Raw genomic sequence first — 25992 nt, 5'->3', positions numbered from 1 at the left:
CTTCTTGACCTTGAAGGGCTAGCGGGTGCGGAGGGTTTCGGCGGGGGAGGTGCCGTAGCTGTCGCGGTAGGCGGCGGCAAAGCGGCCCAGGTGGCTGAAGCCCCACTGGCGGGCGATGGCGCCGACGGTGGCGCCGTGGGCCGGGTCGGCGGCGAGGAGGTCGCGGTGGGCGCGGGCAAGGCGGATGCGGCGCAGGTGGGCCATGGGCGTGGTGTCGAGGTGGCGGCGGAAGGCGGCCTGGAGGCCGCGAGGGCCGGTACGCGCGGCGGTGGCCACGTCCGCGAGCGTGACCGGTTCGGCCGCGTGCTCCTCCAGGTATGCGACGGCGCGCCGGATCGTGCCGGGTCCGGCGTCGCCGGGGCCGGGCAGGTAGACGGCGGTGGTGGCGGCGCTGGGGAACGTGGCGATGGTGGCCGCGGCCGCGAGTTCGATCATGGCGGAGTGTGCGGTGGGGCTGGGGAGTGCGGCCTCCGGGTTGAGCGCCACGCGGTGCAGGTAGGTGAGCGTCTCGCGCCAGTAGCGGGCCAGTGGCGCCGAGATCGGTGCCATGCCGCGGAACGCGAAGTCCGCCGGTGCGGTGCCCCAGCGCGCGGCCGCCGCCTGGGTGACCGCGGACAGCGGCAGCCGGAGGATGCGCACGTCGAAGTCGGACAGGCGTCCCTGGAACGGCTGGCCGGGCGGTACGAGCACGAGGTCCCCGGCCGTGAGCTGCAGTTGTTCGCCGGCGGCGCGGATGGTGAGCCGCCCGCCGAGCACGTAGGTGACGTGGACGTATCCGACCGGTTCGGTGGTGAGGTCCATCGTGGTGGAGTAGCGCATCCGGTCGAGCCCGAGCACCCCGCTCTCGACCGTGCGCACGTCGTAGGTGAACGGCCGTGACCTGCGGCTGGGCACCCGCGCGTCGAAGTCGAAGTAGGTGCGTCGCATGGCGTCGTGCGCCTCGTCGAGGTTGGACGTGACGTAGACGGTGCGCCGTAGCGGGACGACGGGGTCACCTCCGGCAGCGGGGTCGGCTTCGGAGGGCTCAACGACGGACAGTGTGCCGGGACGTGCAAATTGCACGTCCCGGCACACTTTTGTCACGAGTTCGAGGAGTACAGCTCGGCCACCTCGGCGGCCGAGAGTGCCCGGTCGTACACGTGAACCTGGTCGATCGCGCCCCGCCAGAAGTCGACCGGGCCGCTGTTGTAGCGGGCCCGGCCGATGGTCAGCGGGCCGTTGGACGCGTCGCCGTTGCAGGCCTTGATCGAGCCGGTGCGCTGCCCGTCGACGTAGAGCGTGATGCTGCCGTCCGCGACGTCCCGCACGCCGGCCAGGTGGTACCAGCGTCCGGTCTCCGGCACGGTCGGGGCCAGCGCGCGCCCGCCCGCGAAGGAGAACGCGAACCGGTTGTCGGCGCTGGAGTACTGCAGGAAGAACGCGCTGCGGTTGGCGCCGTCCTGGCCGACCGCGGTGGCCCAGCCGCCGAGGCTGTCCAGCTTGACCCAGGCGGCCGCGGTGTAGCTCTCGGTGGTGTCGATGACCGGCCCGGCGGTGTCGACGGACTGGCCGTTGCCGTTGAACTGGAGGGCGCGTCCGTTGTGCCCGGTCGTCCAGGTCGGCCCGCCGATCAGCGTGCCGTCGTGGTCGCCGGCCTCGTCGGCCGCGGAGTCGTCCAGCGGCCAGTGTCCGACCGCCCCTGGAGTGCCCGGCCCGGGAGCGGGGGCACCCGCGCCGCGCACCGAGGAGATGATCTGCCGGTTGATGGCCGCGACCGCGTCGAAGTCCATCTTCTCGATCGCCCGGTCGTACGTGTAGAAGCCGTTGACCTCGTGTTCCACGTCCGTGATCTGGGTGTAGACGGATCCGGAGAGCCCGCACCGGTTCGCGGCGCGCAGCAGGTCGGTCTGGTTCTCCACGTAGCGGCGGGTGAGTGTGGCGCTGTCCGGCGTCATCTCGTAGGCGTGCCCGTCCGGGTACCACATGTGGCCGGGCACCTCGAGGCCGAAGCCGCCGTGCTCACCGTCGGCCGCGACCCGGTCCGCGGTGGGCGCCGGGGCTGCCGGGCCCACGTAGTCATGCCAGTCGATCATGTCGCCCTTGCCGGAGTCGCCCTTGGACGCGCAGCAGTTCACGCCGCTGTGCGCGTTGACGATCCGGGTCGGGTCCTGGGCCTTGACGCCGTCGGCGATCCGGCCGGTGGCGTCGCGGTCCCACTCGCCCCAGCCCTCGTTGAACGGCACCCACACCGTGATCGAGGTCCAGGACTTCTTCTCGTCGACGATCTCCTGCAGCTGCCGCTCGAACTCGACCTGCGCCTCGACCGGGGGAATGCCGCCGGTGCGCATCGCGGGCATGTCCTGCCAGACCATGAGCCCGAGTTTGTCGGCCCAGTAGTACCAGCGGTCCGGCTCGACCTTGATGTGCTTGCGGATGGTGTTGAAGCCGAGCCGCTTGGTCTGCGCGATGTCAAACTTGAGGGCCTCGTCGGTCGGCGCGGTGTAGATCCCGTCCGGCCAGTAACCCTGGTCCAGCGTGGACAGGTTGAACAGGATCTTCCCGTTGAGCGTCTGGTAGAGCTTCCCGTCCGCGCCGACGGCCTTGCCCACCTCGCGCATCCCGAAATATGACCCGATCTCGTCCACGACGGTACGGCCGCGCAGCACCCGCACGGACAGGTCGTACAGGAACGGGGATTCAGGAGACCAGAGCTTCGCATGCGGTACGGGTACGCGCAGCTCGGTCCCGGCCGGGCCGGACACGCGCCCGACCGCCCGGTTGCCCTGCTTCGCGACCGCCTCGACCGTGAGCCCGGCCGCGTTCGTCACCTGCGGGGTCAGGCGCAGCACGCCGGCCTTGACGTCCGGCGTCATCTGCAGCCGGTCCACGCCGCCGCGCTTCACCGGCTCGATCCACACACTCTGCCAGATGCCGGACGCGCCCACGTAGAAGATGCCCGCGTCCGGGACGTTGCGCTGCTTGCCGACCGGCTGCCAGGTCGCGTCCGTCAGATCCTCGACGCCGACCACGATCTCCTGCGGGCCGTGCCGCCGCAGCGCGTCCGTGACGTCGACGCTGAACGCGTCGTACCCGCCGCGGTGGGTGGTGACCTGTGTGCCGTTGACCCAGACCGTCGCGTCGTAGTCGACCGCGCCGAAGTTGAGCTTGAGCCGCTGCTCCCCGCCGACCCGCCAGCCCGCCGGCACGGTGAACGTGCGCCGGTAGAACATCCGGTCCTCGTGCCGCTGAATGCCGGACAGGGCCGATTCGATGGGGTACGGCACGAGCACGCGCTCGCCCAGCGTGGTCCCGATCGGTGGCGCCTGGCCCGCGGTTGCGCCCGCGAACTCCCACACCCCGTTCAGGCTCTGCCAGCGGTCGCGGGTGAGCTGCGGCCGGGGGTATTCCGGGAGGGCGTTGTGCGGGCCGACCTCATCGGTCCACGGGGTGGCGATCGGTGGTGTGCCGGGCTGCCATCGCGGCGCCGCCGAGGCGGCCGCCGGGGTGCCCGCGACCACGACCAGCGCGGCCAGCAGAACGGTGAAAGCCTTCATCCGTAAGCTATCCCTTCTCACGGGGGCAACGCGCGTCCCGACGCGTGACTGTGCTCGTCACAGCCCGGAAACACTCGGAAACAATCAAGCACGCCGATGGAACGTGTGGCAATAGATTCCGAAATGTTGTTTCCTGTGCGAACTCCATCGTGGAGGCCGATGTGCGGTGGTCCGTGAGGTCGGATAAGGGCTGATCGGGTGATTCCTGGGGGATCGGTATGCCTCAGGATGGTCGGGTGTCGAACATGGACGAGAACCGGCGGGTCGTCGCCGGGGATTATGTGATCACTTTCGGGCGTCACGGCCTGGTCTTCCGGACGCTGGCCGACGGCTCGCCGGCGTTCGCGTTCCCGTTCCTGGAGACGCCGGTGGAGTGCGCGCCGTTCGCGGACGACGGCGGCGTGGGCGTGCTGACGATCGAGTCGGCGGGAAACCTGGTGCGGCTGTGGCGTCCGGAGGGGCCGCGCTGGCGGTCGGTGGAGCTGACCCGGCCCGGCCTGCCGGTGCGTCGGGGGAACAGGCGTGCGGTCGAGGTGTCGGCGCAGGGTGGCGAGGCCGTGGTCGGTTATGCGGACGGCGCCTCGCTCCGGTTCGACAGCGTGACCGGCGTGCGCAGGGGAGAGGTGGAGCGGGTCGGGCCGCAGGACGGCACTGCGCCCGTGATCGCCCTCGCCGAATAGTCCGGTCTGATGGCCGGGGTGTCATCCGCGTCGTCCTCCGGCGTGCATGACGCCCCGGTGCCCACGTTCAGCCGTCGCTCGTCACCAGACGTCGGCTGCCCATCGTGACCCGGTCCGCGATCTCCTCCAGCGGCACCAGGTCGCGGTGGAAGAAGCCCTTGGTGTAGAGCACCGTGTAGCCCTGGGCCAGCGCGATCTGCTCCTCGATCAGGTGCAGCGAGTCCTGCACGGGGCGTTCGCCGGTGGCCGTGGCCAGGTCCATCCACCGTTCCATCAGCGCGCGTGTGGCCTCCGTGCGCGCCTCGTCGGTCACGCCGGACAGCGCGGTCGAGAAGATCACCGTGAAACCCGCGCCGGTACGCACGGCGTGGCGCACATAGGCGGCCCCCGCGGCGGCGAAGCGGTCGACGGGGTCGTCCCCGGCCGCGTCCACCGCGGCCGCGATGTGCGCCGCCAGTTCGGTGGCCGCCACCGTGGCCACGGCGGAGAGCAGGTGCTCCCGGTCCGGGAAGTGCCGGTACGGAGCGGCCGAGCTGACGCCGGCCCGCCGCGCGGCCTGCGCCACCGAGAAGCCCTCCGGCCCGGTCTCGGCGAGCAGCTCCAGGCTGGCCCGGATCAGCGCGGCCCGCAGATCGCCGTGGTGATAGCCACGCGCCATTCCGTACCCCCTTGATGTGAGAGGGTTCTTAGATTACCGTGTAAGACGGTTCTTACATCGGGGGCGCGCACGATGGGCGGCACTGTGATTGACGCAAACACTGTGATTGACGCAACGGGCATCAGGCTCGGCTACCAGATTCCGAATTTCACCTATCCCGGCACGCCGGTGGGGCGGATCTTCGGCACGGTCGCGGCGCAGGCGCGGGAGGCCGAGGCCGCGGGCTTCGACACCGTGCTGGTGATGGACCACGTCTACCAGTTGCCGCTCATCGGCGCGATCGAGGAACCCATGCTGGAGGCCTACACGACACTGGGCGCGCTGGCCCGCGAGACCTCACGCGTGCAGCTGGCCACACTGGTCACCGGCAACACCTATCGCAATCCCGCGCTGCTGGCCAAGACCATGACCACGCTCGACGTGATCTCCGGCGGGCGCGCGGTGCTGGGCATCGGCGCGGGCTGGTTCCAGCGGGAGCACGAGGATTACGGCTTCGAGTTCGGCACCTGGGCGGACCGTTTCGCCCGGCTGGAGGAGTCGCTGCAGATCATCGGCCCGATGCTGCGCGGCGAGCGGCCCACCGTCGACGGTGCGTGGTATCGGGTGCGCAATGCCCTCAACAACCCTCGCCTGCGCCCGTCCGTGCCGATCCTGCTGGGCGGCAGCGGCGAGCGGAAGACGTTCCGGCTGGCCGCGCGCTACGCCGACCATCTGAACATCAACTGCTACCGCCCCGACGTGCCACGCAAGCTGGCCGTGCTGCGTGAGCGCTGCGAGGAGATCGGCCGTGACCCGGCGACGCTGGAGACCACGTTCCTGAGCCGCGTCGTGATGACCGAGACCGCGGCCGAGGCGAAACAGATCATGGCCGGCCTGCCCGAGCACTGGGCGCCGATCACCGTGGCCGGCACGCCGGACCACGTCGCGTCCGTGCTGCACGACGAGGTTCTGGCACACGGCGTCGGCGGCCTGATGATCAACATGATTCCCAACGGCCACGAACCGGGCATCGTGACCATGGCGGGCCAGGCGCTGCGCCCGCTGATCTCCTAGGACGTACCTCCTTTTGACGTTTGCGCAGGTCGCAGAGCCGTTACGGTGACTTCGCTGAGGTTCCTCGGCATGATCATCAGGAGGCTCTCATGAATCGTCGCGTGCTGATGGCGGGCGCCGCCGGTGCACCCGTGCTGGCCACGTTCGCCACTGCCTCGGCCGCCCAGGCCGCACCGGTGGGGCGGACCGCCCAGGAGGAATCGGCGGCCCGCTCCGGTGGCACCTTCAAGGTCCCCATCCCGGCCGGGCCGCTGTGGAGCAACGAGCAGGCACAGGAGGTCGGGCCGTGGGTCGCGGCCGCGCACGGCGGCACGTTCACCGGCCAGTGGTGGACCGTCGTCAACGGCCGGATGAGCGTGGTCGAGGTCGAGCTGCCGGTCCAGCAGGACGGCACCGACGAGTGGACGATGGACGTGCCGGCCGGTCCGCTCTGGAACAACGACGATGCGAAGGCCAAGTGCCCGCACATCTGTGCCAGCTACGGCGGCACGTGGACCGGCCAGTGGCGCACCGTCGTCTGGGGCAAGCTGAGCGTCGCGGAGTGCACCTTCCGCGTCTGAAGGGAGCGCCTATGAACGAAACGGCCCGGTCACGCAATAGGTGATCCCGCCGGACGACGACCCGGACGTGCCGCGCTGCGACGAGAAGCAGAGCCGGTCGCCGGCCGGGGTGAATGCGGGACCGGTCAGCTCAAACGAGCCCTGGCCGGTCACCCGCAGGAACACCGAGATTGTGTCGTCCGGTGTGATCAGGCAGATCTCCATGGTGCCGCCGTCCTCGGCCACGAACAGGTCCCCGGACGGCGCGCCGGTCACGTTGTCCACGCCGGTCAGCGGCGCCGACGCCGGACTGACCAGGTTGTCGTCATAGGCCAGTTCGTACGTGCCCGCCGCCAGGTTCACCTGCCACACCCGGTTGTCGCCCTTGGTGGTGAGCCACACCGTGCCGGCCGCGTAGTGGCAGCCCTCGCCGCCGTTGAACGACTTCGCGCCGCTCACCTGATACCGGGTCGCGGTCGGCGAGCCGTCCGGATCCGGCACGTTCTGCCGGCTGAACGAGCCGGAGGCCGCGGAACCGGCGATGAGCACCTGCAACGTCCCGGCGGACAGATCACCCCACGCCGAGGGTACGAACCGGTAGAACCGGCCGTCCGTCTCGTCCTCGGTCAGGTAGACCACCCCGCGGTCCGGGTCGGCCGCCGCCTCGTGCGTGAACCGGCCCATCGCCGGCCGCACCACGTGGTGAACGGCAGTGCCGGCCCTCCGGCAGCCCCGGCCACGGTCGCGCGCAACAACGATCGTCGATCCATGCCGCACACGCTAGCTGTGCGTGCTTTTCGCGCGGCACAGCGTGACATTAACGGCGTCCGGCGAACGGCGTTCCTCAGTACGCGACACCCACCCGATGGTGGATCGTGGCCGGATCCGACGCCATCGCCAGCATGTGCCGGGCCACGTCCTCCCGCGCGATGAACATGCCGCCGCGCACGTTGATGTCCACCGCGGTCCGATAGCTGCGCCGCAACCGGTGGTCCAGCAGCCGCGGCGGCCGGCTGACCGTCCACTCCAGACCACTGGCCTGCAGCACGTCCTCCATGATCGCCAGGTCCGCGTAGTGCGGCCGGAACAGCGCCTTCGAGATCGGCGCGAACACGTGCCGCATCACGATCCCGTCGCCCGGATTGTGCTTCGGCGGGTCCGGCCGCAACGGAGACGCGATCGTCCCGACCGAGGCCGCGCTGACCGCCACGATCCGCCGTACCCCCGTGGCGTGCATGGCCTCGACCAGCGCCGCCGTGCCCCGCGACGCGACCCCGGCCTCCGACCCGGACCGCGCCCCCAGCCCGGAGAGCACCAGATCCGCGCCGTCCAGCGCGTCCCGCAGCACGGCGGCATCCGGCGCGTTCAGATCCGCGCGCACGACCCGTACCGGCTCCCCGGCCAGCCGCTGCGGCGTGCGGACCAGCGCCGTCACCTCATGCCCGGCCTCGACGGACAGCCGCAGCAGATGGCGGCCCACCCCACCGGTCGCCGCCACGATCACGATCCTCGACACAATCAAGATCCTAGAAGCCTCGTTCAACGGGTACGCCGTGCGACCATCCGCGGATGACCGGACATCGTCGTGTGTTCCTCGCCGCCGGCACCTACAACATCCTCTGGGGCCTCTACGCCGTCCTCGACCCGCAGTGGCTGTTCCGCGTGGCCGGCATGCCGCCGTCCAGCACACCACAGATCTTCGCCTGCCTCGGCATGGTCCTCGGCCTCTACGGCCTGCTCTACCTGGAGGTCGCCCGCCGCCCCGCCGACGGCTGGCTCCCCGCCGCCGTCGGCCTGGCCGGCAAGATCCTCGGCCCGATCGGCCTGGCCTGGCTCATCGTGACCGGCGAATGGCCCTGGCAGACCGTCGCCATCATCATCACCAACGACCTCATCTGGTGGATCCCGTTCGCGCTCTACCTGCGCGCCTCCTGGCCCGCCTACCGCACGACCTGGACCGGCACCCCTACATGAACCTGATCGTCCCCAGCCGGCGGCCGAGCCGCGGCGGCGTCACCGGCTCGTCGTCGTCCTCGTCCCTGTCCACGTCGTCGGGCATGACGGCGTGGCCGGTGAAGCGCTCCACCGCCAGCAGCCCCTTCTCGACCACGCCGCCACCGTCGGCGAACGAGATGCCCTCCAGCACGCCGGCCACCTCCTCCGGCACATCGGCGTCCAGGCCCGGCTCGAACGCGGCCAGCACCCGCCCGTCCTCCGCGAACGACAGCCGGGTCAGCATGTTCACGTTCCAGAACATGCTCGCGGCCGGCCCGTTCGCGGACAGCGCGGCCAGCACCTCCTCGTGCGAGCCCCGATAGTGGTTCTCCTCCACCACCAGCACCGCGCCGGGAATCCCGACCACCTCCACCCCCTCCCGGTCGTCACCGAACGCGGCGAGCACCGCCTCCGGCGCCAGCCCGACCACCACCGTGACCGTGGCCGCCATCCGCAGACGCGAGGAGCGGATCCAGCGGTACGCCCGCTCCGGCGGCACCGGCGGCTCCGGCTCACCGCGCAGCCGGTGACCGAGGCGGTCCGTGCGCCGGAGCACCACCGGCGGGGAGGGCGGCGCGGCCCAGACCTCCAGCAGGTAGGACTCGGCGTACGCCTCCTCCGGGTCGCGGCCGTTCGCGTGCACGCGCAGCCGGTAGTCGCCGGGCCACGGCGGTGCCGACACTCCTATGTTGTCGCCCGCCGGTGCGCCGGCGCCGGTCACGGTCGCCCCGCCCTCGGCCGCGCGCCAGCTGACCTCCGCCACCTCGTCCCAGCCCTCCGGCACCGCCTCCGGCGCGGACGCGAACACGCTGCACTCCACCTGCACCGGCCCGGCCGCGATGCCGGTCCGGATCACCACACCGCCGGGGACGGCCGCGACCAGGCCGGTTGCCGTGAAGTCGCCGTCGACCGGCGACCGGCCGTCCTCGACCGGCGACCGGCCGTTCTCGACGAGCGCGAACCGGTGCCCGGCCACGTGTGCGCTGCCCCGGCCGTTCTGCGGGAACAGGTACTCGGCCCGGACCCGCGCCAGCAGCGCCGCCCGGTAGCCGCTCGGCTTCGGCGCCGTCCGCAGCAGGATCGTGGCCACCCCGAGCCCGACGCCCACGACCGCCGCCTCCCGGCTGAAGAGCGGAGGCGTGGTGACGCCGCGTAGCAGCGCGCCCGCGACGCTCACCGCGAGCGCGGCGTACCCGGCCCCGTGCCGTGCGGCGATGGTCTGCTCGTCCGCGCCGTCCGGTGCGGCCGGCAACACGGCCGACGGGTGGGCGGCGAGCCGCTCGCTCCACGCCAGCGCCAGATCACCGAGCCGGGGATACATCCGCAGCAGGCTGGACGTGGCGAGCATCGCCTCACCGTCCTGCTCCGGCGTCACCAGCATGAACCGCGGCCCCTGCGGCGCGGGCCCGAGACGCGCGGACAGATCCGGGCCGTCCAGATCCCGCACGGCCAGCTCCAGCGCGCCGAGCAGCCGGTCGGCGTCACGCCCCAGTGCCCGCAGCCCGTTGACGATCGGGTGCGCCGGCACCAGCGCCCAGGCCCCTTCCGCCCCTCGCCCCGGCGTTCCCGTCGCGTCCGATCGCCCCAGCCGCGCCGCGGGCCCGTCCGGAATGCGGGCCGCCAGCGCCCCGATCCCCCGGGCGATCCCCGCCAGCTCGGCGTCCGTGATCTCGTCCATGCCCCGACGCTAGTCCACAGTGGCGGAAGGCGTGATCCGCGCTCCGGCACGACGAACTCCGGGCCGAGGCCGCGCGGGCTGGTCCGCGGCCCGGCGCCCAGCAGCGCGATCACGGCGGTCCTTGTAGCTGTGATCCTCGGTGTGGCGACGCGTGGCAGGGGAGCGGTCGCGGTGAGGACCGCGGGTCTGCCGGACCACGGCGGGACCGGCTCCTCGCGTCGTGCGGAGCGCCAGCGGAGCCCGGCGCGAGGTTTGCCCGCGGGAGCAACGCTGCCGCACCACGCCGGAAGCGGGCAAACAAGATCTTGATCTGGGGTTGTCGCCGGAAGCGGGAAATGAATGGTTTATGCGGCAGGCGCCGCCGGAATGCACCGGCGACGCATGCCTGAGCGATCAGTCGCTGCCGACACGCGCCGGCAGCGACTGCCGAGTAGGTCAGCAGCTGCGGCGCCTGTCTGGGCGGTCGGCCGCCACCGGAGACGCATCGGTGGCGGCTGTTCCACCGATCAGTCGCCCCCGGGGAAGTCCGGTAGGCCCGGGATGTCGGGTAAGCCGGGGATGTCCGGCAGGGTGGGGCCGTCGTCGTCGTTGTCGCCGCCGCCGCGGGTGGGGGTGGTGGTCGGTTTCGGGGCGGGGGGAGCGTTGCCGTTGCTGAGGCGCAGGACGATGGTGCCGCCCTGGACGGAGCTGTCGCCGGGCTCGGCGCGGGCGACGCGGCCGGCCGCGCAGGTGGAGTCGATGCGCTCGGAGGCGACCTTGACGACGAAGCCCTTGGCCTTGAGGCGGGTGACGGCGTCGGCCTCGGAGTTGCAGATGACGGACGGGACCGGGACCAGCTTGCCGGTGATCATTTTCTGGCTGGGCGGGGTGAACTGTTTCGCCTCGACGTTCTTCGACGACTCGGCCAGCGTGTTGATCACGGCGGGGTTGACGGCCTCGGAGTGCGGGTCCCACCAGGCGTCACCGCCGCCGATCATGCTGGTGTTGTGGTTGTCCGGGTCGGCGACGATGCCGGCGACCGTGAGCTGCTTGGTGGTGATGACGAACGACGCGGTGCGGTAGCTGTCCGTGGTGCCGGACTTGCCGGCCACCGGCTTGCCGACCTTCGCCCGCGCGCCGCCCTCGGTGCCGCTCGTGCAGCGGGACGTCTCGGAGCGGTCGCCGACCGGGCAGCGGGCCGCGTCGATCACGGCCCGGGAGACGTCCTTGTCGACGACCTGCTCGCAGCGGGGCTCGCCGGCGGCCAGTTTCTGCTCGCCCTGGCTGATCTCCAGCACCGGGATCGGCTCGCAGTAGGTGCCCTCGGCGGCCATGGTCGCGTACGCGTTCGCCATGTCCAGCGCCGTGGTGCCGGAGACGCCGAGCGTGAACGCGCCCCAGGTCGAGGCGTCGTCCGCGTACTCCTGATCCTTGGCGTCGCGGAACTTGATGCCGAGGCGTTTCGCGGCGTCGACGACCTTGTCCGCGCCGACCCGCTCCTCCAGCGGCACGAAGTACGTGTTCACGGACCGGCCGAAACCGCTCCACATGTTGAACGTGCCGGTCAGCGTGTTCGACGCGTTCTCCGGGCAGTAGACCGGCTTGCCGCGGCACGGGCCGTCCTTGTTCGGCTCGACCGGGTAGCCGGAGACGTAGTACGGCTTCGGCGAGTCGATGCTGTACGTGAGCGGATAGCCCTTCTCCAGCGCCGCGATCAGCGTGAACAGCTTGAACGTGGACCCGCCCTGGAACCCGCCCACGTCCGGGCTGCCGGTGATGATCGGGTTCGTCGTGCTCGGGTACGACCCCTTGACCCCGGCCTTCCGCTTGGCCGGATCACTGTTGGCCTTGTTCTTCGAGTCGTCGTTGGTGTAGACGCGGTTGACCGCCAGCGCCTTCACGTGCCCGGTTCCCGGCGTCACGGCCGCGACCATCAGCGCGTTCTTGTTCGTGTCCGGCGCGTACTTGCCGACGTTGGCGCGCGCGGACTTCTGCACATTGGGGTCGAGCGAGGTGACGATGCGGTAGCCGCCGGTCTTCAGCCGCCGCTCCCGGTCGAACGTGGTCTCGCCGAACGCCTCCTGGTCCATCCACCAGCGGTAGAAGAAGTCGCAGAAGAAGCCCCAGTCGTTCTTGGCCGTGTTCACGCAGCCGTTCGGCGTCCGCTTGCCGTTGACCTTGATCTCCGCGGCCTTGGCCTTCTCGCCGTCCTCGGCGGTGATCATGCCGAGCTCGACCATGCCGGGTATCACGTAGTTGTTGCGGCGCTCCAGCGACAGCGCCTTGCCCTCCTCGTTCGTCGGATCGAACGCGGACGGCGCCTTGACGGTGCCGGCCAGCAGCGCGGCCTCGTCGACGGTCAGGTCCTTGGGCTGCTTGGAGAAGTAGACGTCGCTGGCGGCCCAGATGCCGTACGCCCCGTTGCCGAACGGCGCCATGTTCAGATAGCGGGTGAGGATCTCCTCCTTGGAGATCTCCTCCTCCAGCTGCATCGCGTAGCGCATCTCGCGGACCTTGCGCGCGGTGGTGTCCTCGGTGGCCGCGACCACGTCCGCCGGGTGGGTGGCGGAGTAGGAGATCGCCATCCGCACGTACTGCATGGTCAGCGTGGACGCGCCCTGCTGGCCGGAGCCGCCGGACCGGTTGTTCAGGAACGCGCGCATCACGCCGCGGTAGTCCACGCCGTGGTGCTCGTAGAAGCTGCGGTCCTCGGCCGCCACGATCGCGTCGCGCATGACCTGCGGGATCTCGTCGAACGTGACGTCCTTGCGGTTCTCGTCGTAGACCATCGCCAGCTGCGTCTTGTTGTCCGACGCGTACAGGTACGTGTTCTGCGGCGTGCGCTGCACGGTCAGCTCGGTCGGCAGGTTGTCGTACGCCTCGATGCCGGACTTCGTGGCCAGGCCGGAGATGGCCGCGATCGGGAAGGCGGCCGCGGCCACCACCACACCGGCCAGCAGGCCGCAGATCACCAGGGAGAACACACCGGTGAGCGGCGAGTGGTCCCGGCGGCCGGCACGGAACAGGTTCGGCAGCCGGAAGGCGCGCACCGTGTCGATCAGCCGGGTCAGGGGCGGAGCCATCGGTCTCCTTCAACGGGTACTGGTGATCGGATTCTCCCTCGTTAGACGTGGCCGGAACCACCCCGCGTCGCCGAAAGCCGGGAATTCCTCGAACCTTGCCCCCGCGCCGGCCGTTTTCTAGGGCGGAACTTCGGAGATACAGGCAGGAGCCTCCACCGTGTACGAGATGCCGCCCACCGACCCTGACCTGCGACGGGATCGATGGGGAACCCGCATCGCGCTGATCACCGCGGGGCTGACCGTGCTCGGCGTGATCGCCGGCGGAGTAATGCTGGCCCACAACACGAACGGGTTCGTCACCATTACGGACGGTGAGACCGAGGCCGGTCATCTGGGCGTGCCCGGCGACGCGGTCGCGGACGGGCTGGCCGCGCCCGCGTTCAACTACACCTTCCACGGCTACGCCGCGGGCGGCCTGAAGGTCACCGAGCCGGTGCTGGCCACGCCCGGCTACCAGGAGGCGCAGGTCCGCCGGCCGTACGAGGTGGTCGAGAAGACGGACGACGCGGGCACGGTGACCGACACGCTGCAGTCCTACGGCGCGCTGCTCACGGTCTACCGGCCCGGCGTCTACGACCCGGTGCGTTACACGGACCAGGAGTCGATCACGATCGGCGGGCGGCTCGGCTGGTACTCCGAGAACATGCCCTACCGCGACGGCTATGCCTCCGGCGAACTGCCCGCACCGGGCCTGGCCTGGGAGTACGCGGACGACGCGTGGGCGGTGATTTCCACTGTGGGCTACCGGGCGTCGTACCCCCGGGAGGACTTCATCGCGATCGCGGAGGGCTTCAAGACGGTGGACCCGTACCCCGCGACCACGCCGATCGACCTGGTCAGTGTGCCGGACGGGTTCACGCTCGTCTCCGGCGGCGCCTCCGCGGACGCACCGGTCGGCGTCAGCTACCTGATGGGCAGCGTGCGGCTGATCGGGCAGCGTCCGGAGTACCGCGGCATCACCGCGCCGATCGACCCGGTCGAGACCGGCCAGCCCACGGTCGTGGTCTCCGTCTACGACGCGGCCTGGGCGAAGGACACCGAGGGCCTGAAGCCGGGCGAGCCCGCGACCTGCCCGACCGAGGACGTGTGCCGCACGCTCTCCGCGGACGGCCGGTGGGTGACCGAGGCGCACACCCGCACCGGACAGCTGGAGAAGCCGCAGCTCAAGAAGATCGTCAACGAGGCGGTCATCGCGGACGTGTCCGACCACGCCACCTGGTTCCCGCTCACCGACGCGGCGTCGTAACCGATCGGACGCGTGCTAAACATCAAAATCCGCTGGGGGTACGCCGAGAGCCCGCTGAATGCTCGGAAACTGCTGATGTCCGCGACTTGCGCGCGGGCGTCAGCCGGATTCGTCCGGCGCCGTGCTCAGCAGCCGGCGCAGCTCGTCCAGATCGGAAACCAGCAGCACAGGGGCTATTCCCTCCAGCCGCTCGGCGAGCCGCAGCCGCTCGGCGGGGGAGGTCGCGACCGCGATCAGCAGGGGTGTCGGATCGTCGTCCACGGGCTTTCCTGTTGGTGACAAGTTGCTTACGTACTGTCTTGATCGTCCGTTCTGCTAGATCATAGTGTCCCTTCGGGCTACCGGCGTCATCCCTCCGGAGCCTGGGCATGGAAGTTCGCCGTTCCGCTCTCAGCCGAACGGCGGGGCGAGACTTCCGCCGCCCTCCGCATGGCTCGCTCAACCCCGAGTCGTACCGAGGAGAGGCATCTATGCATCGATCCCCCCTGCTCAGAGCGGCGGCGGCCTCGGCCGTGGCCGCCGCGAGCCTCCTGGTGGCCGTCGTGGGCGCACAGCCCGCGCAGGCGGCCGCCAAGGAGGACAAGATCCCCGCAGCGCTGGAGTCGCAGTTCGCGGCCAAGAGCGAGGCGGACTACTGGATCCGGTTCGGCGCCAAGGCCGACCTGAGCAAGGCCTCCGCGATGACGGACTGGAACGCGCGCGGCACCGCGGTCGCCGCCGAGCTGAGGAAGACCGCCGCGGCCTCGCAGGAGAAGGTCCGCGCGGAGCTCAACGCGACCGGCGCCACCTACCAGGCCTTCTGGGCCACCAACGCGATCAAGGTGACCGGCGGCTCGACCGTGAGCGCGCAGAAGATCGCCGCGTTCGCCGAGGTGGAGGGCCTCTACCCGAGCATCGCGTACGAGATCCCGGAGGTCGAGGAGGGCAAGGACGAGAAGGCCGTCAACGCCCTCGAGTGGGGCATCTCCAACATCAACGCGGACGACGTCTGGACCCAGTACGGCGTCACCGGCGAGAACATCGTCATCGCCAACATCGACACCGGCGTCCAGTTCGACCACCCCGCGCTCGTCGGCTCGTACCGTGGCAACAACGGCGACGGCACGTTCGACCACAACTACAACTGGTACGACGCGGCCGGCACCTGCTCCGGCGCGCCCTGTGACCTGGACGAGCACGGCACCCACACGATGGGCACCATGGCCGGCGCGGACGGCGCCAACCAGATCGGCGTCGCCCCCGGCGTGAAGTGGATCGCGGCCAACGGCTGCTGCCCCTCCGACGCCGCGCTGATCACCTCCGGCCAGTGGATGCTCGAGCCGACCGACCTGGACGGCGCGAACCCCGACGCCAGCAAGCGCCCCAACATCATCAACAACTCCTGGGGCACGACCGCGCCGTCCAACGACCCGTTCATGGAGGACGTGACGCTGGCCTGGACCGCGTCCGGCATCTTCGGCGTCTGGGCGAACGGCAACATCGGCGCGCGGGGCTGCAACTCCAGCGGCTCCCCGGGCAGCCTGGTCAGCAACTACTCGACCGGCGCGTACGACGTGAACAACGCGATCGCGAGCTTCTCCTCGCGCGGCGCCGGACAGAACGGCGAGATCAAGCCGAACATCTCCGCGCCCGGCGTCAACGTGCGCTCCAGCATCCCCGGCAGCGGCTACGCCTCCTTCTCCGGCACCTCGATGGCGACGCCGCACCTGGCCGGCGCGATCGCGCTGCTCTGGTCCGCCGCGCCCGCGCTGGTGGGCAAGGTCGCCGAGACCCGCGCGCTGCTCGACGGCAGCGCGATCGACGTCAACAACACCACCTGCGGCGGCACCGCGTCCGACAACAACGTGTTCGGCGAGGGCCGCCTCGACGCGCTCGCGCTGCTCAACTCCGCGCCGATCGGTGACACCGGCACGCTGGCCGGCAAGGTCACCGGGCCGGGCGGCGCACCGGTCTCCGGCGCCACCGTCACGGTGGCCGGCGAGATCGACCGCTCGCTGAGCACGGCCGCGGACGGCACGTACAGCGCACTGCTGCCGGCCGGGGCCTACACGGTCACGGTCGCGGCGTTCGGGTTCGGGACCGTCACCCGTACCGTGACGATCACCGCCAACACCACGGCGACGCTCGACGTGGCGCTGGCCGAGGTGCCGAAGGTCAAGATCACCGGCACGATCACGGACGGCTCCGGGCACGGCTGGCCGCTCTACGCCAAGGTCAGCGTCGCCGGCCCGTCCGGCGTCTCGGACTACACCGACCCGACCGACGGCTACTACGACTTCGACCTGCCGTCCGGCGCCACCTACCAGCTGACCGTCGACCCGGTGTACCCCGGTTACCAGACGATCAGCGAGAACATCACGGTCGGCGTCTCGGACACCACCTACGACAAGGCCGTGCCGATCGAGCTCGCGTCCTGCGCGACCGCGCCCGGCTACGGCTACGTCTCCGACGGCACCTACAGCGCGTTCGAGGGCGGCGTCGCCCCGACCGGCTGGACCGTCACCGACGCGGCCGGCCGCGGCCAGGTCTGGAAGTTCACCGACGACGGCAACCGGGGCAACAAGACCGGCGGCAGCGGCGGCTTCGCGATCATCGACAGTGACAAGTACGGCTCCGGCGGCGCGCAGGACACCTCGCTCGTCAGCCCGGTCGTCAACCTGACCAGCGTCACCGCGCCGGTCATCCGCTTCAACCAGGACTTCAACTGGCTCGGCTCGGACAAGGCCGACGTGGACCTGAGCATCGACGGCGGCACCACCTGGACGAACGTGCTTCGCCAGACCGCCGACGTACCCGGCCCGCGCGTCACCGAGATCCCGATCCCGGCCGCGGCCGGCAAGTCCGCCGTCCAGGTCCGCTTCCACTACTACGACGCCAGCTACGAGTGGTGGTGGCAGGTCGACAACGTGCTCATCGGCAGCACGGTCGAGTGCAAGCCGCTCACCAGCGGTCTCGTCGTCGGCCACGTCGCCGACAAGAACACCGGCGGCTTCGTCAACGGCGCCACCGTCACCGGCGGCGGCACCCAGGCCGTGACCACGGCGACCCCGGACGACCCGGGCCTGGACGACGGCTTCTTCTGGGCGGTCTCCAAGGTGATCGGCAAGTCCGACTTCACCGCCGCGGCCGCGAACTACCCGGCGCAGACCAAGTCCGTCACCATCAAGGCGAACAAGACGGTCACCGCCGCGTTCGAGCTGGCGGCCGGCCAGATCACGGTCACGCCCGCCGACGGCATCACCGGCACCGTCCGCCTGCCGAACGGCGCCACCAGCAAGACGCTCACCGTCACCAACAACGGCGGCCTGCCGGTGTCACTGGAGTTCAGCGAGCGGGCCGGCGGCTTCGAGCTGCAGCGCGCGGACGGCTCCAAGATCACCGACAAGGAGCTGCTCGCCTCCGCGGGCGCGCCGCTGCAGCGCCTCACCACCAAGGCCTCGTTCGCCAGCAAGGTCAGCATGGGCGCGAACGCGACCACCCCGGCCCCGGCGCCGAACGCGGCACCGTGGGCGGACATCACCGACTACCCGAGCGCCGTCATGGACAACCGGGTCGTCTCGCTCGACGACAAGATCTACTCCATCGGTGGCGGCAACGGTTCCGCCTCCACCACGAAGAACTACGTCTACGACGCCGGGGCCCTCACCTGGACCGGCATCGCCGACCTGCCCGAGGCACGCAACGCGCTGACCGTGGGCGTCATCGACGGCAAGATCATTGCCACCGGTGGCTGGGGCGCGTCCGGCCCGTCCGGTGTGACCTGGTCCTACGACCCGGCCGCCAACGCCTGGACCCGCCTCGCCGACAACCCCGCGCCGCGCGCCGCGGCCGGACAGGCGGTCGCGGACGGCAAGCTCTACGCCATCGGCGGCTGCACCACCGCCAACTGCACGCCGATGTCCAACTCCGTGGTCGCCTACGACCCGGGCTCCAACACGTGGGCCACGGTCGCGGCGTACCCGAAGTCGGTGGCGTTCGCCTCCTGCGGCGCCATCGAGGACGTCATCTACTGCACCGGTGGCAACGACGGCAGCGCGGCGCAGAAGGCGTCGTACTCCTTCGACGGCACCACCTGGACCGCGATCGCGGACGCGCCGACCGACAACTGGGCGTCGTCGTTCGCGGTGGCCAACGGCAAGCTCCTGGTCGTCGGCGGCTCGCAGGGCGGCGCGATCACCAACGCCGGCTTCGCCTACGACCCGTCGGCGTCGTCCTGGTCCGCGCTGCCGAACGCCAACACCCCCCGGTACCGCGGTGGCGCGGCGTGCGGCTTCTACAAGGTCGGCGGCTCCTCGGGGCAGTTCAACGCGACCAACGACAGCGAGGCGCTGCCCGGTCTGACCGAGTGCGCCTCGGCGGCGGACGTGTCCTGGCTGACGCTGGACAAGACCGCGGCCACGCTCGCGCCGGGTGCGTCGGTGTCGGTGACGGTCGGGCTGACCGGCAACGTGGAGCAGCCGGGTGTCTACACGGCCGCGATCGGGATCAAGGAGAACACGCCGTACAGCGTGGCTCCGGTGCCGGTGACGCTCACGGTGCAGCCGCCCACGACGTGGGGCAAGCTGCTCGGGACCGTGGTCGGGGTCAACTGCCAGGGCGTCCGGGCGCCGCTCGCGGGCGCGACGGTGCAGGTGGACACGTGGGCGATGGAGTTCACGTTCACGACGGACGCAGCCGGTAAGTACGCGTACTGGCTGGACAACCGCAACAACCCGCTCACGCTGATCGTCGCCAAGGACGGGTGGAAGCCCCAGACCCGTACCGCGGAGATCAACACGAGCACGCCGACCACGGTGGACTGGGTGCTGAGGCCCACGAGCTGCTAGGCCGGTGCTGATGTGAAGGGCCCGTCCCGCGCTGAGAGGCGCGGGGCGGGCCCGTCCTCATCGGGCTTTCGGCGTCGAGGGCCCGGAATCAGCCGGGCGTTGCCCGCACCTCAGTGGGAGGCGAAGCGGAAGCCGACGCCGCGGACGGACTGGATGCTGGCGGAGGTGCCGAGCCAGGTGAGTTTGCGGCGGATACGGCGGACGACCGAGTGGAGGTCGGAGCCGCGGCCGAGGTGTTCGTTGCCCCAGACCTCGAGGTGCAGGCGTTTGTAGGTCCAGACCTGGCCGGGGGAGGCGACGAGGCAGTTGAGGAAGTCGTGTTCCAGCGGGGTCAGGTCGATCTCGCGGTCCTGCCAGCGCAGCACCCGGCGGTCGGAGTCGACGCGCAGGCCGGACGGCTGGTCGGGGCTGGTGCGCCGCACCGGTGACTGGACCTGCCGTGCCGGCGAATCGGTGCCGGTCCGCCGGTCCGCGGACTCCGTGCCGCCCGGCCGCGTCGGCGACTGCACGTCGGCCTGCCGGAGCGGTGATCCGGCGTCGGCGCGCCGCGCGGCAGACTCCGCGCTGAGCCCCCGTGCGGGTGACTCCAGGTCGGCGCGCCGTGACGATGACTCGACGTCGGCACGCCGTACCGGCAGGACCGGGTCTGGCGTTGCGGCGTCGTGCGGGGTGGAGTCGAAGGCCTCGTGGGTGAGGCCGCGGGCGATGACCGCGTCGCCGGCCACGCCGCCGGCGAAGACCGCGTCGCCGGCCACGCTGCCGGGGTCGGCGTCGCGGAGCAGGGCCACGCCGCGCGAGACGGCGGCGGGATCGGCGGGGGACTCGGGGGAGCTGACGATATCGAGGAACTTCCGGGCCTGGTCGACGCTGGAGACGATCAGGAAGGCCTCGGTGTCGCCGAGGAGGCGGGCGAGGCGGCGGCGGTCGTCGGGCGTGGCCGCGATGCCGATGGTCAATGACGTTACCGGGATCTCCGCCATGCCGCCCCTCCGGAATCCCCGCGAAACCCGGGACATCGCTGTGATGACGATCAATTGGCAAGACCCTAATGCGGCATTGTCACGTGCCGGTTAAGTATCTCCTGGTCTGATGCCGGTTGTTGTCGTATGCGCGACACGCAGCGAGACATAGGAATGCATCGATAAAGATGGACGCGAAATAGCAGCAAATGCGTATTGGATCGGCCCAGGGCGGGTATGAGGTCGGCATGGCGCGGGGTCGCGAGGCCCGGCGCACGCCGTACCGGAAAGATACGTGAGGAGCTGCCATGAGCACCGCCGCGAGCCCCGCTACCGTCGACACCTGCCTGCGGGTGGGCACGGGATTCACCCAGGGCGACCGCAACTGGATCGCCGAGCAGTTCGCCACGCTGGACGCGCGCCTGGCCGCGTTCGACACGGACGCCACCGAGCTGGAGGTCTCCGTCAAGGACCGCGAGGCCAAGGGGCAGAAGGTCACGCTGGAGTGCTGGATCGCCGGACGCCCGAAGATCGTCACCACGTCGACGGAGGAGGACCTGCACGCGGCCCTGCACGACGTCCGCGACGACCTGCGCCGCAAGCTCAACGACGCGAAGACCCGGCAGGAGCCGCGTAACAATCGGCACCTGCGCGAGGGACGCCCGGAGATCGAGGACCCGGAGCTGATCCCGGCCGAGGGCCTGCCCGCGGCGGAGCAGAACTGACGGTGCACCCGGGCCCCGGCGGACCACCGCCGGGGCCCGCGCACGTCGCGGACGGCGCCATGGCACCGTCTCCTCAAGCCCCCGGAACCCGGCGGGCCAGCGAGGGGGACGCACCACGATGACCATGACCACGCCCGGCCCGGACCGTTCCACGGATCAGGAGACGCCGGTGCGGGTGGCCGGTGGCCTGCTGCGCGGCCGCCGCGAGCCGGGCCTGACCGTGCTGCGCGGCGTCCGCTACGCCATCGCCGGCCGTTTCGCGCTCCCCGAGCCGGAGAAGCCCTGGACCGGCACCCGCGACGCGCTCGAGGACGTGGGATCGCCCCCGCAGCCCCGCTCCCGCCCCACCTCGCCGCTCGGCGTGATCGACGTCGGCCCGCTCACCGAGGACTGCCTGCGCCTCACCGTCGCCACCCCGGCCGCGGACGACGCCCGCCGCCCGGTACTGGTCTTCCTGCACGGCGGCGCGTTCCGCTCCGGCGGTACCGCCTGGGGCCGCTACGACCCGCGCCGTCTGGCCCGCGAGGGCGACGCCGTCGTGATCACGGTCGGCAGCCGCGTCGGCCCGCTCGGCTGGCTGCGCGCACCCGGCCTCTCACCCGGCAACCTCGGCCTCGCCGACCAGGTCGCCGCGCTCCGCTGGATCCGCGACAACGCCACCCACCTCGGCGGCGACCCGGACCGGATCACGCTGATCGGCCACTCCTCCGGCGCGCACGCGGTCGCCTGCCTGCTCGGCATGCCCGCCGCCCACGGTCTGTTCCACCGCGCGATCCTGCAGTCCCCGCCGCTCGGCCTCGGCCTCGGCTCGCCGTCCGCGTCCGCCCGAGCCTCCGCCGTCTTCCTGCGCAGGCTCGGCGTCCCGCCCCGCACGGCCACCGTGCCCCAGCTCGTCGCCGCCCAGATCCGCACCGAACGCGACCTCGCCGTCCGCACCGTCGGCGGCCTCGTCCCCGCGTTCATGCCGGTAGCCGGCGCCGACCCGCTGCCCGCCCCCGCCGACTGGTCCGACGCCGCACGCACCGGCGCGAGGTCCCTGCAGGTCATCGTCGGCACCGCCGCCCGCGAACTCGCCTACTTCTTCCGCGGCACCCCGCTGGCCACCGTCCCCGGCCTCGAACAGGCCTCCACCGCCCGCGTCTTCGCCCGCCCCGCCCAGCGCTTCGCCGAACTGCTCGCCTCCGGCAGCGCCCAGGTCCACACCTACCGCATCACCGCCCCCACCCCGTCCCTCCCGCTCCGCGGCGCCCACTGCGGCGAACTCCCCTGGCTCTTCGGCGACGAACCCGACTGGTCCGGCGCCCCCATCCTCAACGGCCTGCCCTGGCCCGAAGTCCTCGCCGACGGCGCCCCCATGCGTGAGGCGTGGTTCCGCTTCGCCGCCACCGGCGACCCGGGCTGGACCCCCGACCCGTCCCACCCGTTCGACTTCTGATGAGCCGGCCTGGGGGCGACCCCAGACCCACTTGGTCCGGCAGCGTTGCTCCCGCGGGCAAACCTCGCGCCGGGCTCCGCTGGCGCTCCGCACGACGCGAGGAGCCGGTTCCGCCGTGGTCCGGCACACCCGTGCGGGCCGCTGTCACCGGCCACTTCCAGGGGCTCCTCGCGAACCGCGTGCGCAGCTTCGATCCGCGATGCCGGGCGTCCCGAGCCTGCCGTCTCCGGGCGTCCCGAGCCTCTTATCTCCGGGCGGCGTCGATCCGCGGGTCCCGGGCACCCGAGCCGCCCGTGTGGGCGGCATCGATCCGGGCATCCGGGCGCCCCGCGCCCGAAATTTCGGTGTTTAACGGTCGGGCGGGTTTTTCCGGACCACGGCGGCACCGGCAGGGAGGAGCGCCAGCGACGACCGGTGCCCGCGGGAGCAACGCTGCCGGACCACGCCGGAAGCGGGAACATGAATTGGATCTTGAATGTGATCGGTGGTCTTGGGGGCGGCGGAACCGGACCTGCTGATCTCCGGTGCCGGGTGCCGCGGCGATCTGACCGCCATATGGCGAAATTTCGGGTGCCGAGTGCCGACGGTCAAGGGCGACGCTGCACCCGACGCCGAAGTCTCAGGAAAGCGCCCAGGCCGGGGCGTGTGCGGCGGACTGGGCGGCGATCCGGCGACCAGATCGGCGGGGCGCTTCGGGTGCCGGCCCTGAGCGGCATCCATGGCGAGCAGGCCGTGAAACACACCACGCGCCTGCGCGTCCTGCACGCCACGGCCGGCCTGCTCGACCTGGATCTGGAGACGCTGCACAGCGATGGCCAGGACCAACGCATCCTGATCATGACGGCGCGGCCGGCTCCGAGTCGGCCGCGCGGCCGGAACTGCCGCGGGTGATCGGCGTCCAGGACCTCGCGGTCCGTACGCTGGGATCATGAGCAACCGCCCCCTGACCCTGATGGCCGTCCACGCCCACCCCGACGACGAGGTGACGAGCACCGGCGGCGTGCTCGCCCGGTACGCGGCCGAGGGCGTGACCACGGTCGTGGTGACCTGCACGGACGGGCGATGCGGCGACGGGCCGGACGGCACCAAGCCGGGTGACGCCGGCCACGACCCGGAGGCGGTCGCCACGATCCGCCACGCCGAGCTGGACGCCAGCTGCGCCATCCTGAAGGTCTCCCACCTCGAACGACTCGGCTACCACGATTCCGGCATGATGGGCTGGGACACCAACGAGATGCCCGGCGCGTTCTGGGCCACGCCGGTGCCCGAGGCCGCGGCCCGCGTCGCCGAGCTGATCCGCAGGTACCAGCCCGACGTCGTGGTCACCTACGACGACAACGGCGGCTACGGCCACCCGGACCACATCCAGGCCCACCGTGTGACCATGGCCGCGGTGGAGCTGTCCGGCACGCGGGCGAAGGTCTACTGGAGCGTCGTCCCGCGCTCCGCGATGCGCGACATGGTCGACCGCATGCGGGCGGCGAACCTGCTGCCCGAGGACTCGCCGGACTTCGACGAGATGCCGCCGATGGGCTGGCCGGACGAGGAGATCACCACCCGGGTCGCCGTGGCCGACGTGATCGACGCGAAGTTCGACGCGCTGGCAGCGCACGGCAGCCAGGGCGACGGCGCGTTCTTCATCAACATGGGCCGCGAGACGTTCGCCCAGATGCTCGCCACCGAGTCCTTCCTGCGCATGCGCGACACCACGGGCGCGCCGCTCCCGGAGGACGACCTGTTCGCGGGCCTGCGCTAGCCCTGCCAGCGGGCGAGGTTGGCGCGGGCGGAGGCGGTGCCGGGGTGTGCCGGGCCCAGGACCGACTCGCAGTCGGCGAGCAGGACGGTGAACGAGGCGACCGCGCCCGCGGTGTCGCCGGCCAGGCCGCGGGCGTGGGCGAGATTGCTGCGGCAGGTCCAGGTGTTCGCGTGGCGGGCGCCGAAGACCCTGATGGACTCCGCCAGCAGCAGCTCGTAGGCCGTGACCGCGCCGGCCACGTCGCCGGACTCGCCGCGCCACCGCGCCGCGTTCCCGCGGGCCAGCAGCGTGCGCGGATGCTCCGGGCCGAGCAGCCTGGCCGTGTCCGCGGCCAGGTGCGAGGCGGCCGAGGCCGCGCCGGCGGTGTCGCCGGACGTGCCACGGCTGTGCGCGGCGCGGGCCCGCACCGGGTGCAGCGCCACCGGGTCGCCACCGGCCGCGGCCAGCGCGTCCGTGCCGGCGCGTAGCCGGGCCGCGTAGCCGGAATCGCGTTCTGAGTCCGGCCACGCCTCGAGGATCGCGTCCGCGGCGGCGGTGGCGGCGCCGGCCAGCTCCGCGGCGGACAGGTCGTCGACCAGCAGGCGGCGGATCAGCGGGTGCATGGTGACGGTGGTGTCGTCCGCGCCGATCAGGCCGAGCCGGTGCAGGCAGCGCAGCTCCGCGCGCACCTCGTCCGCGTCCGGCGGGCCCGCGGCGGGCGCGTGCAGGCACAGCCAGTCGCGGACCGCCTGGGTGAGCAGCACCGGGATCGGGATGCCGGCCGGGTCGAGCACCGCGGCCAGCGCCAGCAGCGGCGTGGCGAGACCGGCCGGGCGGGCCTGGTCCGCGGCCTCGACCGCGAGCGCGAGCGACGCCGCGACCGCACGGTCCGGGTCGCGGTGCACGCCCGCGCCGCGGGAGGCGAGCCGGTGGCGGTACCAGGAGCAGGGCACGCCCTCCTCCGCCATGATCGCGCCGGCCAGCGAGACCGCGAGCGGCAGCCCGCCCAGGTCCGCCGCGATGCCGTCCAGGTCGTCGGCCAGGTCCGGGCGCTCGGCCAGCCGGGTGCGGAGGAACTCGCGCGCCTCGGTACGCGTGAACGCGTCCAGCGGCACCTCCCGGCCCTGCAGCGCGGACGCGGGCAACCGGGTGGTGATCACGGTACGGCCGCCGGCCGGGGGCAGCAGCCCGTCCAGCTCCACCGCGTCCGTCACGTCGTCCAGCACCAGCAGCCAGCGCCGGCCCTCCTCGGCCAGCATCTCCAGCAGCGGGCGGCCCAGTGCGGCGGACGCGCGGCCGTACCCGCTGACGATCTGCTCCTGCGAGACCGCCGGGATCCAGATCAGCAGGTCGATCTCGCGTCCGCGCCACAGCTCCTCCGCCAGGTGCGCGGCGGCCTGCGTCTTGCCGGCGCCGCCCGGACCGGTCAGCAGCCAGCGTCCGGGCCGGGCCGCGATGCCGCGGACCGACGCGCGCGGCTGGTGGCACTCGGCCGGGCGGGGGACCGTGCCGATCCGGATCCGGTCCGCTTCCCGCGTGGTGCCGCGCTGCCGGGGGAACGCACGCTCGTACAGCTCGCGCCAGGCCGTCATGGTGAGCTCCTGCGCCGCTATCGGCCGGCTGCGACTGGCCGCGTATCCGGCGCACCCGTCGACGAACGCCTCGACCGTGGCCCAGCGCATGCCGCCGGACCCGCCGGTGACCGCGGCGAGCGCTGATCGGCTGACCCGGTGCCCGCGGCGGTGCGCGTGGTCCTTGAGGCTGTCCGCCTTGGGCAGGCCGGCGCTGGTGTGCAGCCGTCGCAGCCGCTGCCGCAGCAGGTCCACCGGACGCTCGTCTGGCACCGTTCGTCCCCCTCGCTCTCCGAC

General features: G+C 71.7%; 19 protein-coding genes and 1 pseudogene. 10 read left to right on the top strand and 10 right to left on the bottom strand.

Annotated elements, in window-relative coordinates:
* Nucleotides 1-18: 18 nt before the first annotated feature.
* Both OP04_RS49300 and OP04_RS07815 read right to left on the bottom strand, forming a co-directional pair.
* Complete coding sequence (locus OP04_RS49300) at nt 19-1062, bottom strand: AraC family transcriptional regulator (protein WP_157239455.1); 1044 nt, start codon at nt 1060-1062, stop codon at nt 19-21.
* Nucleotides 1063-1079: 17 nt separating this feature from the next.
* Nucleotides 1080-3533, bottom strand: a complete 2454-nt coding sequence (locus OP04_RS07815) for a LamG-like jellyroll fold domain-containing protein (RefSeq protein ID WP_033338830.1) — start codon at nt 3531-3533, stop codon at nt 1080-1082.
* Between the two features lie 236 nt (nt 3534-3769).
* Between OP04_RS07815 and OP04_RS07810 the strand changes: the two genes are divergently transcribed.
* Entirely contained in the window at nt 3770-4213 is a 444-nt protein-coding gene (locus OP04_RS07810) for a hypothetical protein (RefSeq protein WP_157239453.1), read from the top strand.
* A gap of 67 nt (nt 4214-4280) precedes the next feature.
* On the opposite strand, the gene OP04_RS07805 is transcribed toward OP04_RS07810, so the two are convergent.
* The gene (locus OP04_RS07805; protein WP_033338828.1) at nt 4281-4871 is read right to left on the bottom strand and encodes a TetR/AcrR family transcriptional regulator; all 591 of its coding nucleotides are present in this window, start codon (nt 4869-4871) and stop codon (nt 4281-4283) included.
* Between the two features lie 102 nt (nt 4872-4973).
* On the opposite strand from OP04_RS07805, the gene OP04_RS07800 reads away from it, so the two are divergent.
* Nucleotides 4974-5924 carry an LLM class F420-dependent oxidoreductase gene (locus OP04_RS07800; RefSeq protein ID WP_232323510.1) on the top strand — a complete coding sequence of 317 codons (951 nt, stop codon included), beginning with the start codon at nt 4974-4976 and terminating at the stop codon, nt 5922-5924.
* Nucleotides 5925-6013: 89 nt separating this feature from the next.
* Nucleotides 6014-6484 carry a mannan-binding lectin gene (locus tag OP04_RS07795; protein WP_198153763.1) on the top strand — a complete coding sequence of 157 codons (471 nt, stop codon included), beginning with the start codon at nt 6014-6016 and terminating at the stop codon, nt 6482-6484.
* Nucleotides 6485-6493: 9 nt separating this feature from the next.
* Here OP04_RS07795 and OP04_RS07790 read toward each other — a convergent pair.
* A pseudogene (locus OP04_RS07790) lies at nt 6494-7156 on the bottom strand (alkaline phosphatase PhoX); the annotation flags it as partial.
* A gap of 151 nt (nt 7157-7307) precedes the next feature.
* Nucleotides 7308-7979 (bottom strand): NAD(P)-dependent oxidoreductase, encoded by a 672-nt coding sequence (locus OP04_RS07785; RefSeq protein WP_033338827.1) that lies wholly within the window; start codon nt 7977-7979, stop codon nt 7308-7310.
* A gap of 53 nt (nt 7980-8032) precedes the next feature.
* On the opposite strand from OP04_RS07785, the gene OP04_RS07780 reads away from it, so the two are divergent.
* Nucleotides 8033-8437: a hypothetical protein gene (locus OP04_RS07780; protein WP_033338826.1), complete on the top strand. Its 405-nt coding sequence runs from the start codon at nt 8033-8035 to the stop codon at nt 8435-8437.
* Here the strand turns inward: OP04_RS07780 and OP04_RS07775 are convergent.
* Nucleotides 8430-10136 (bottom strand): DUF6461 domain-containing protein, encoded by a 1707-nt coding sequence (locus OP04_RS07775; RefSeq protein WP_051797258.1) that lies wholly within the window; start codon nt 10134-10136, stop codon nt 8430-8432. The two genes, OP04_RS07780 and OP04_RS07775, sit on opposite strands and share 8 nt — an antisense overlap.
* 506 nt (nt 10137-10642) lie before the next feature.
* Nucleotides 10643-13198: a transglycosylase domain-containing protein gene (locus tag OP04_RS07770; RefSeq protein WP_063746566.1), complete on the bottom strand. Its 2556-nt coding sequence runs from the start codon at nt 13196-13198 to the stop codon at nt 10643-10645.
* Nucleotides 13199-13364: 166 nt separating this feature from the next.
* Between OP04_RS07770 and OP04_RS07765 the strand changes: the two genes are divergently transcribed.
* Nucleotides 13365-14444 carry a hypothetical protein gene (locus OP04_RS07765; protein ID WP_157239451.1) on the top strand — a complete coding sequence of 360 codons (1080 nt, stop codon included), beginning with the start codon at nt 13365-13367 and terminating at the stop codon, nt 14442-14444.
* 99 nt (nt 14445-14543) lie between these two features.
* Here the strand turns inward: OP04_RS07765 and OP04_RS51475 are convergent, their stop codons facing one another.
* On the bottom strand, nt 14544-14705 hold the full coding sequence (locus OP04_RS51475) for a hypothetical protein (RefSeq protein WP_232323509.1): 162 nt from the start codon (nt 14703-14705) through the stop codon (nt 14544-14546).
* Nucleotides 14706-14914: 209 nt separating this feature from the next.
* Between OP04_RS51475 and OP04_RS07755 the strand changes: the two genes are divergently transcribed.
* On the top strand, nt 14915-19270 hold the full coding sequence (locus tag OP04_RS07755) for a S8 family serine peptidase (protein ID WP_033338824.1): 4356 nt from the start codon (nt 14915-14917) through the stop codon (nt 19268-19270).
* Between the two features lie 110 nt (nt 19271-19380).
* Here OP04_RS07755 and OP04_RS55480 read toward each other — a convergent pair whose 3' ends face one another.
* Nucleotides 19381-20250, bottom strand: a complete 870-nt coding sequence (locus OP04_RS55480; protein ID WP_232323508.1) for a winged helix-turn-helix domain-containing protein — start codon at nt 20248-20250, stop codon at nt 19381-19383.
* Nucleotides 20251-20537: 287 nt separating this feature from the next.
* On the opposite strand from OP04_RS55480, the gene OP04_RS07740 reads away from it, so the two are divergent.
* From OP04_RS07740 to OP04_RS07725, 4 genes are all read left to right on the top strand, one after another.
* Nucleotides 20538-20954: an HPF/RaiA family ribosome-associated protein gene (locus OP04_RS07740; RefSeq protein ID WP_033338823.1), complete on the top strand. Its 417-nt coding sequence runs from the start codon at nt 20538-20540 to the stop codon at nt 20952-20954.
* 118 nt (nt 20955-21072) lie between these two features.
* Nucleotides 21073-22389 carry a carboxylesterase family protein gene (locus OP04_RS07735; protein ID WP_085066301.1) on the top strand — a complete coding sequence of 439 codons (1317 nt, stop codon included), beginning with the start codon at nt 21073-21075 and terminating at the stop codon, nt 22387-22389.
* 696 nt (nt 22390-23085) lie between these two features.
* Complete coding sequence (locus OP04_RS07730) at nt 23086-23280, top strand: hypothetical protein (RefSeq protein WP_033338822.1); 195 nt, start codon at nt 23086-23088, stop codon at nt 23278-23280.
* Nucleotides 23281-23317: 37 nt separating this feature from the next.
* Nucleotides 23318-24145 carry a PIG-L family deacetylase gene (locus tag OP04_RS07725; protein ID WP_033338821.1) on the top strand — a complete coding sequence of 276 codons (828 nt, stop codon included), beginning with the start codon at nt 23318-23320 and terminating at the stop codon, nt 24143-24145.
* On the opposite strand, the gene OP04_RS07720 is transcribed toward OP04_RS07725, so the two are convergent.
* Complete coding sequence (locus OP04_RS07720) at nt 24142-25968, bottom strand: NB-ARC domain-containing protein (protein ID WP_157239447.1); 1827 nt, start codon at nt 25966-25968, stop codon at nt 24142-24144. The two genes, OP04_RS07725 and OP04_RS07720, sit on opposite strands and share 4 nt — an antisense overlap.
* Between the last annotated feature and the right edge of the window lie 24 nt (nt 25969-25992).

Source organism: Catenuloplanes japonicus (genome assembly GCF_000717135.1).
GTDB classification, from domain to species: Bacteria; Actinomycetota; Actinomycetes; order Mycobacteriales; family Micromonosporaceae; genus Catenuloplanes; species Catenuloplanes japonicus.
This window is presented reverse-complemented; position numbering and strand designations above follow the sequence as displayed.

Bases quoted from the DNA above. Each gene is read 5' to 3' on its own strand.
- OP04_RS07740 (WP_033338823.1), top strand. From the start codon at position 20,538: ATGAGCACCGCCGCGAGCCCCGCTACCGTCGACACCTGCCTGCGGGTG.
- OP04_RS07815 (WP_033338830.1), bottom strand. From the start codon at position 3,533: ATGAAGGCTTTCACCGTTCTGCTGGCCGCGCTGGTCGTGGTCGCGGGC.
- OP04_RS07780 (WP_033338826.1), top strand. From the start codon at position 8,033: ATGACCGGACATCGTCGTGTGTTCCTCGCCGCCGGCACCTACAACATC.
- OP04_RS07735 (WP_085066301.1), top strand. From the start codon at position 21,073: ATGACCATGACCACGCCCGGCCCGGACCGTTCCACGGATCAGGAGACG.
- OP04_RS07805 (WP_033338828.1), bottom strand. From the start codon at position 4,871: ATGGCGCGTGGCTATCACCACGGCGATCTGCGGGCCGCGCTGATCCGG.
- OP04_RS07725 (WP_033338821.1), top strand. From the start codon at position 23,318: ATGAGCAACCGCCCCCTGACCCTGATGGCCGTCCACGCCCACCCCGAC.
- OP04_RS07770 (WP_063746566.1), bottom strand. From the start codon at position 13,198: ATGGCTCCGCCCCTGACCCGGCTGATCGACACGGTGCGCGCCTTCCGG.
- OP04_RS55480 (WP_232323508.1), bottom strand. From the start codon at position 20,250: ATGGCGGAGATCCCGGTAACGTCATTGACCATCGGCATCGCGGCCACG.
- OP04_RS07795 (WP_198153763.1), top strand. From the start codon at position 6,014: ATGAATCGTCGCGTGCTGATGGCGGGCGCCGCCGGTGCACCCGTGCTG.
- OP04_RS07765 (WP_157239451.1), top strand. From the start codon at position 13,365: ATGCCGCCCACCGACCCTGACCTGCGACGGGATCGATGGGGAACCCGC.
- OP04_RS07775 (WP_051797258.1), bottom strand. From the start codon at position 10,136: ATGGACGAGATCACGGACGCCGAGCTGGCGGGGATCGCCCGGGGGATC.
- OP04_RS07755 (WP_033338824.1), top strand. From the start codon at position 14,915: ATGCATCGATCCCCCCTGCTCAGAGCGGCGGCGGCCTCGGCCGTGGCC.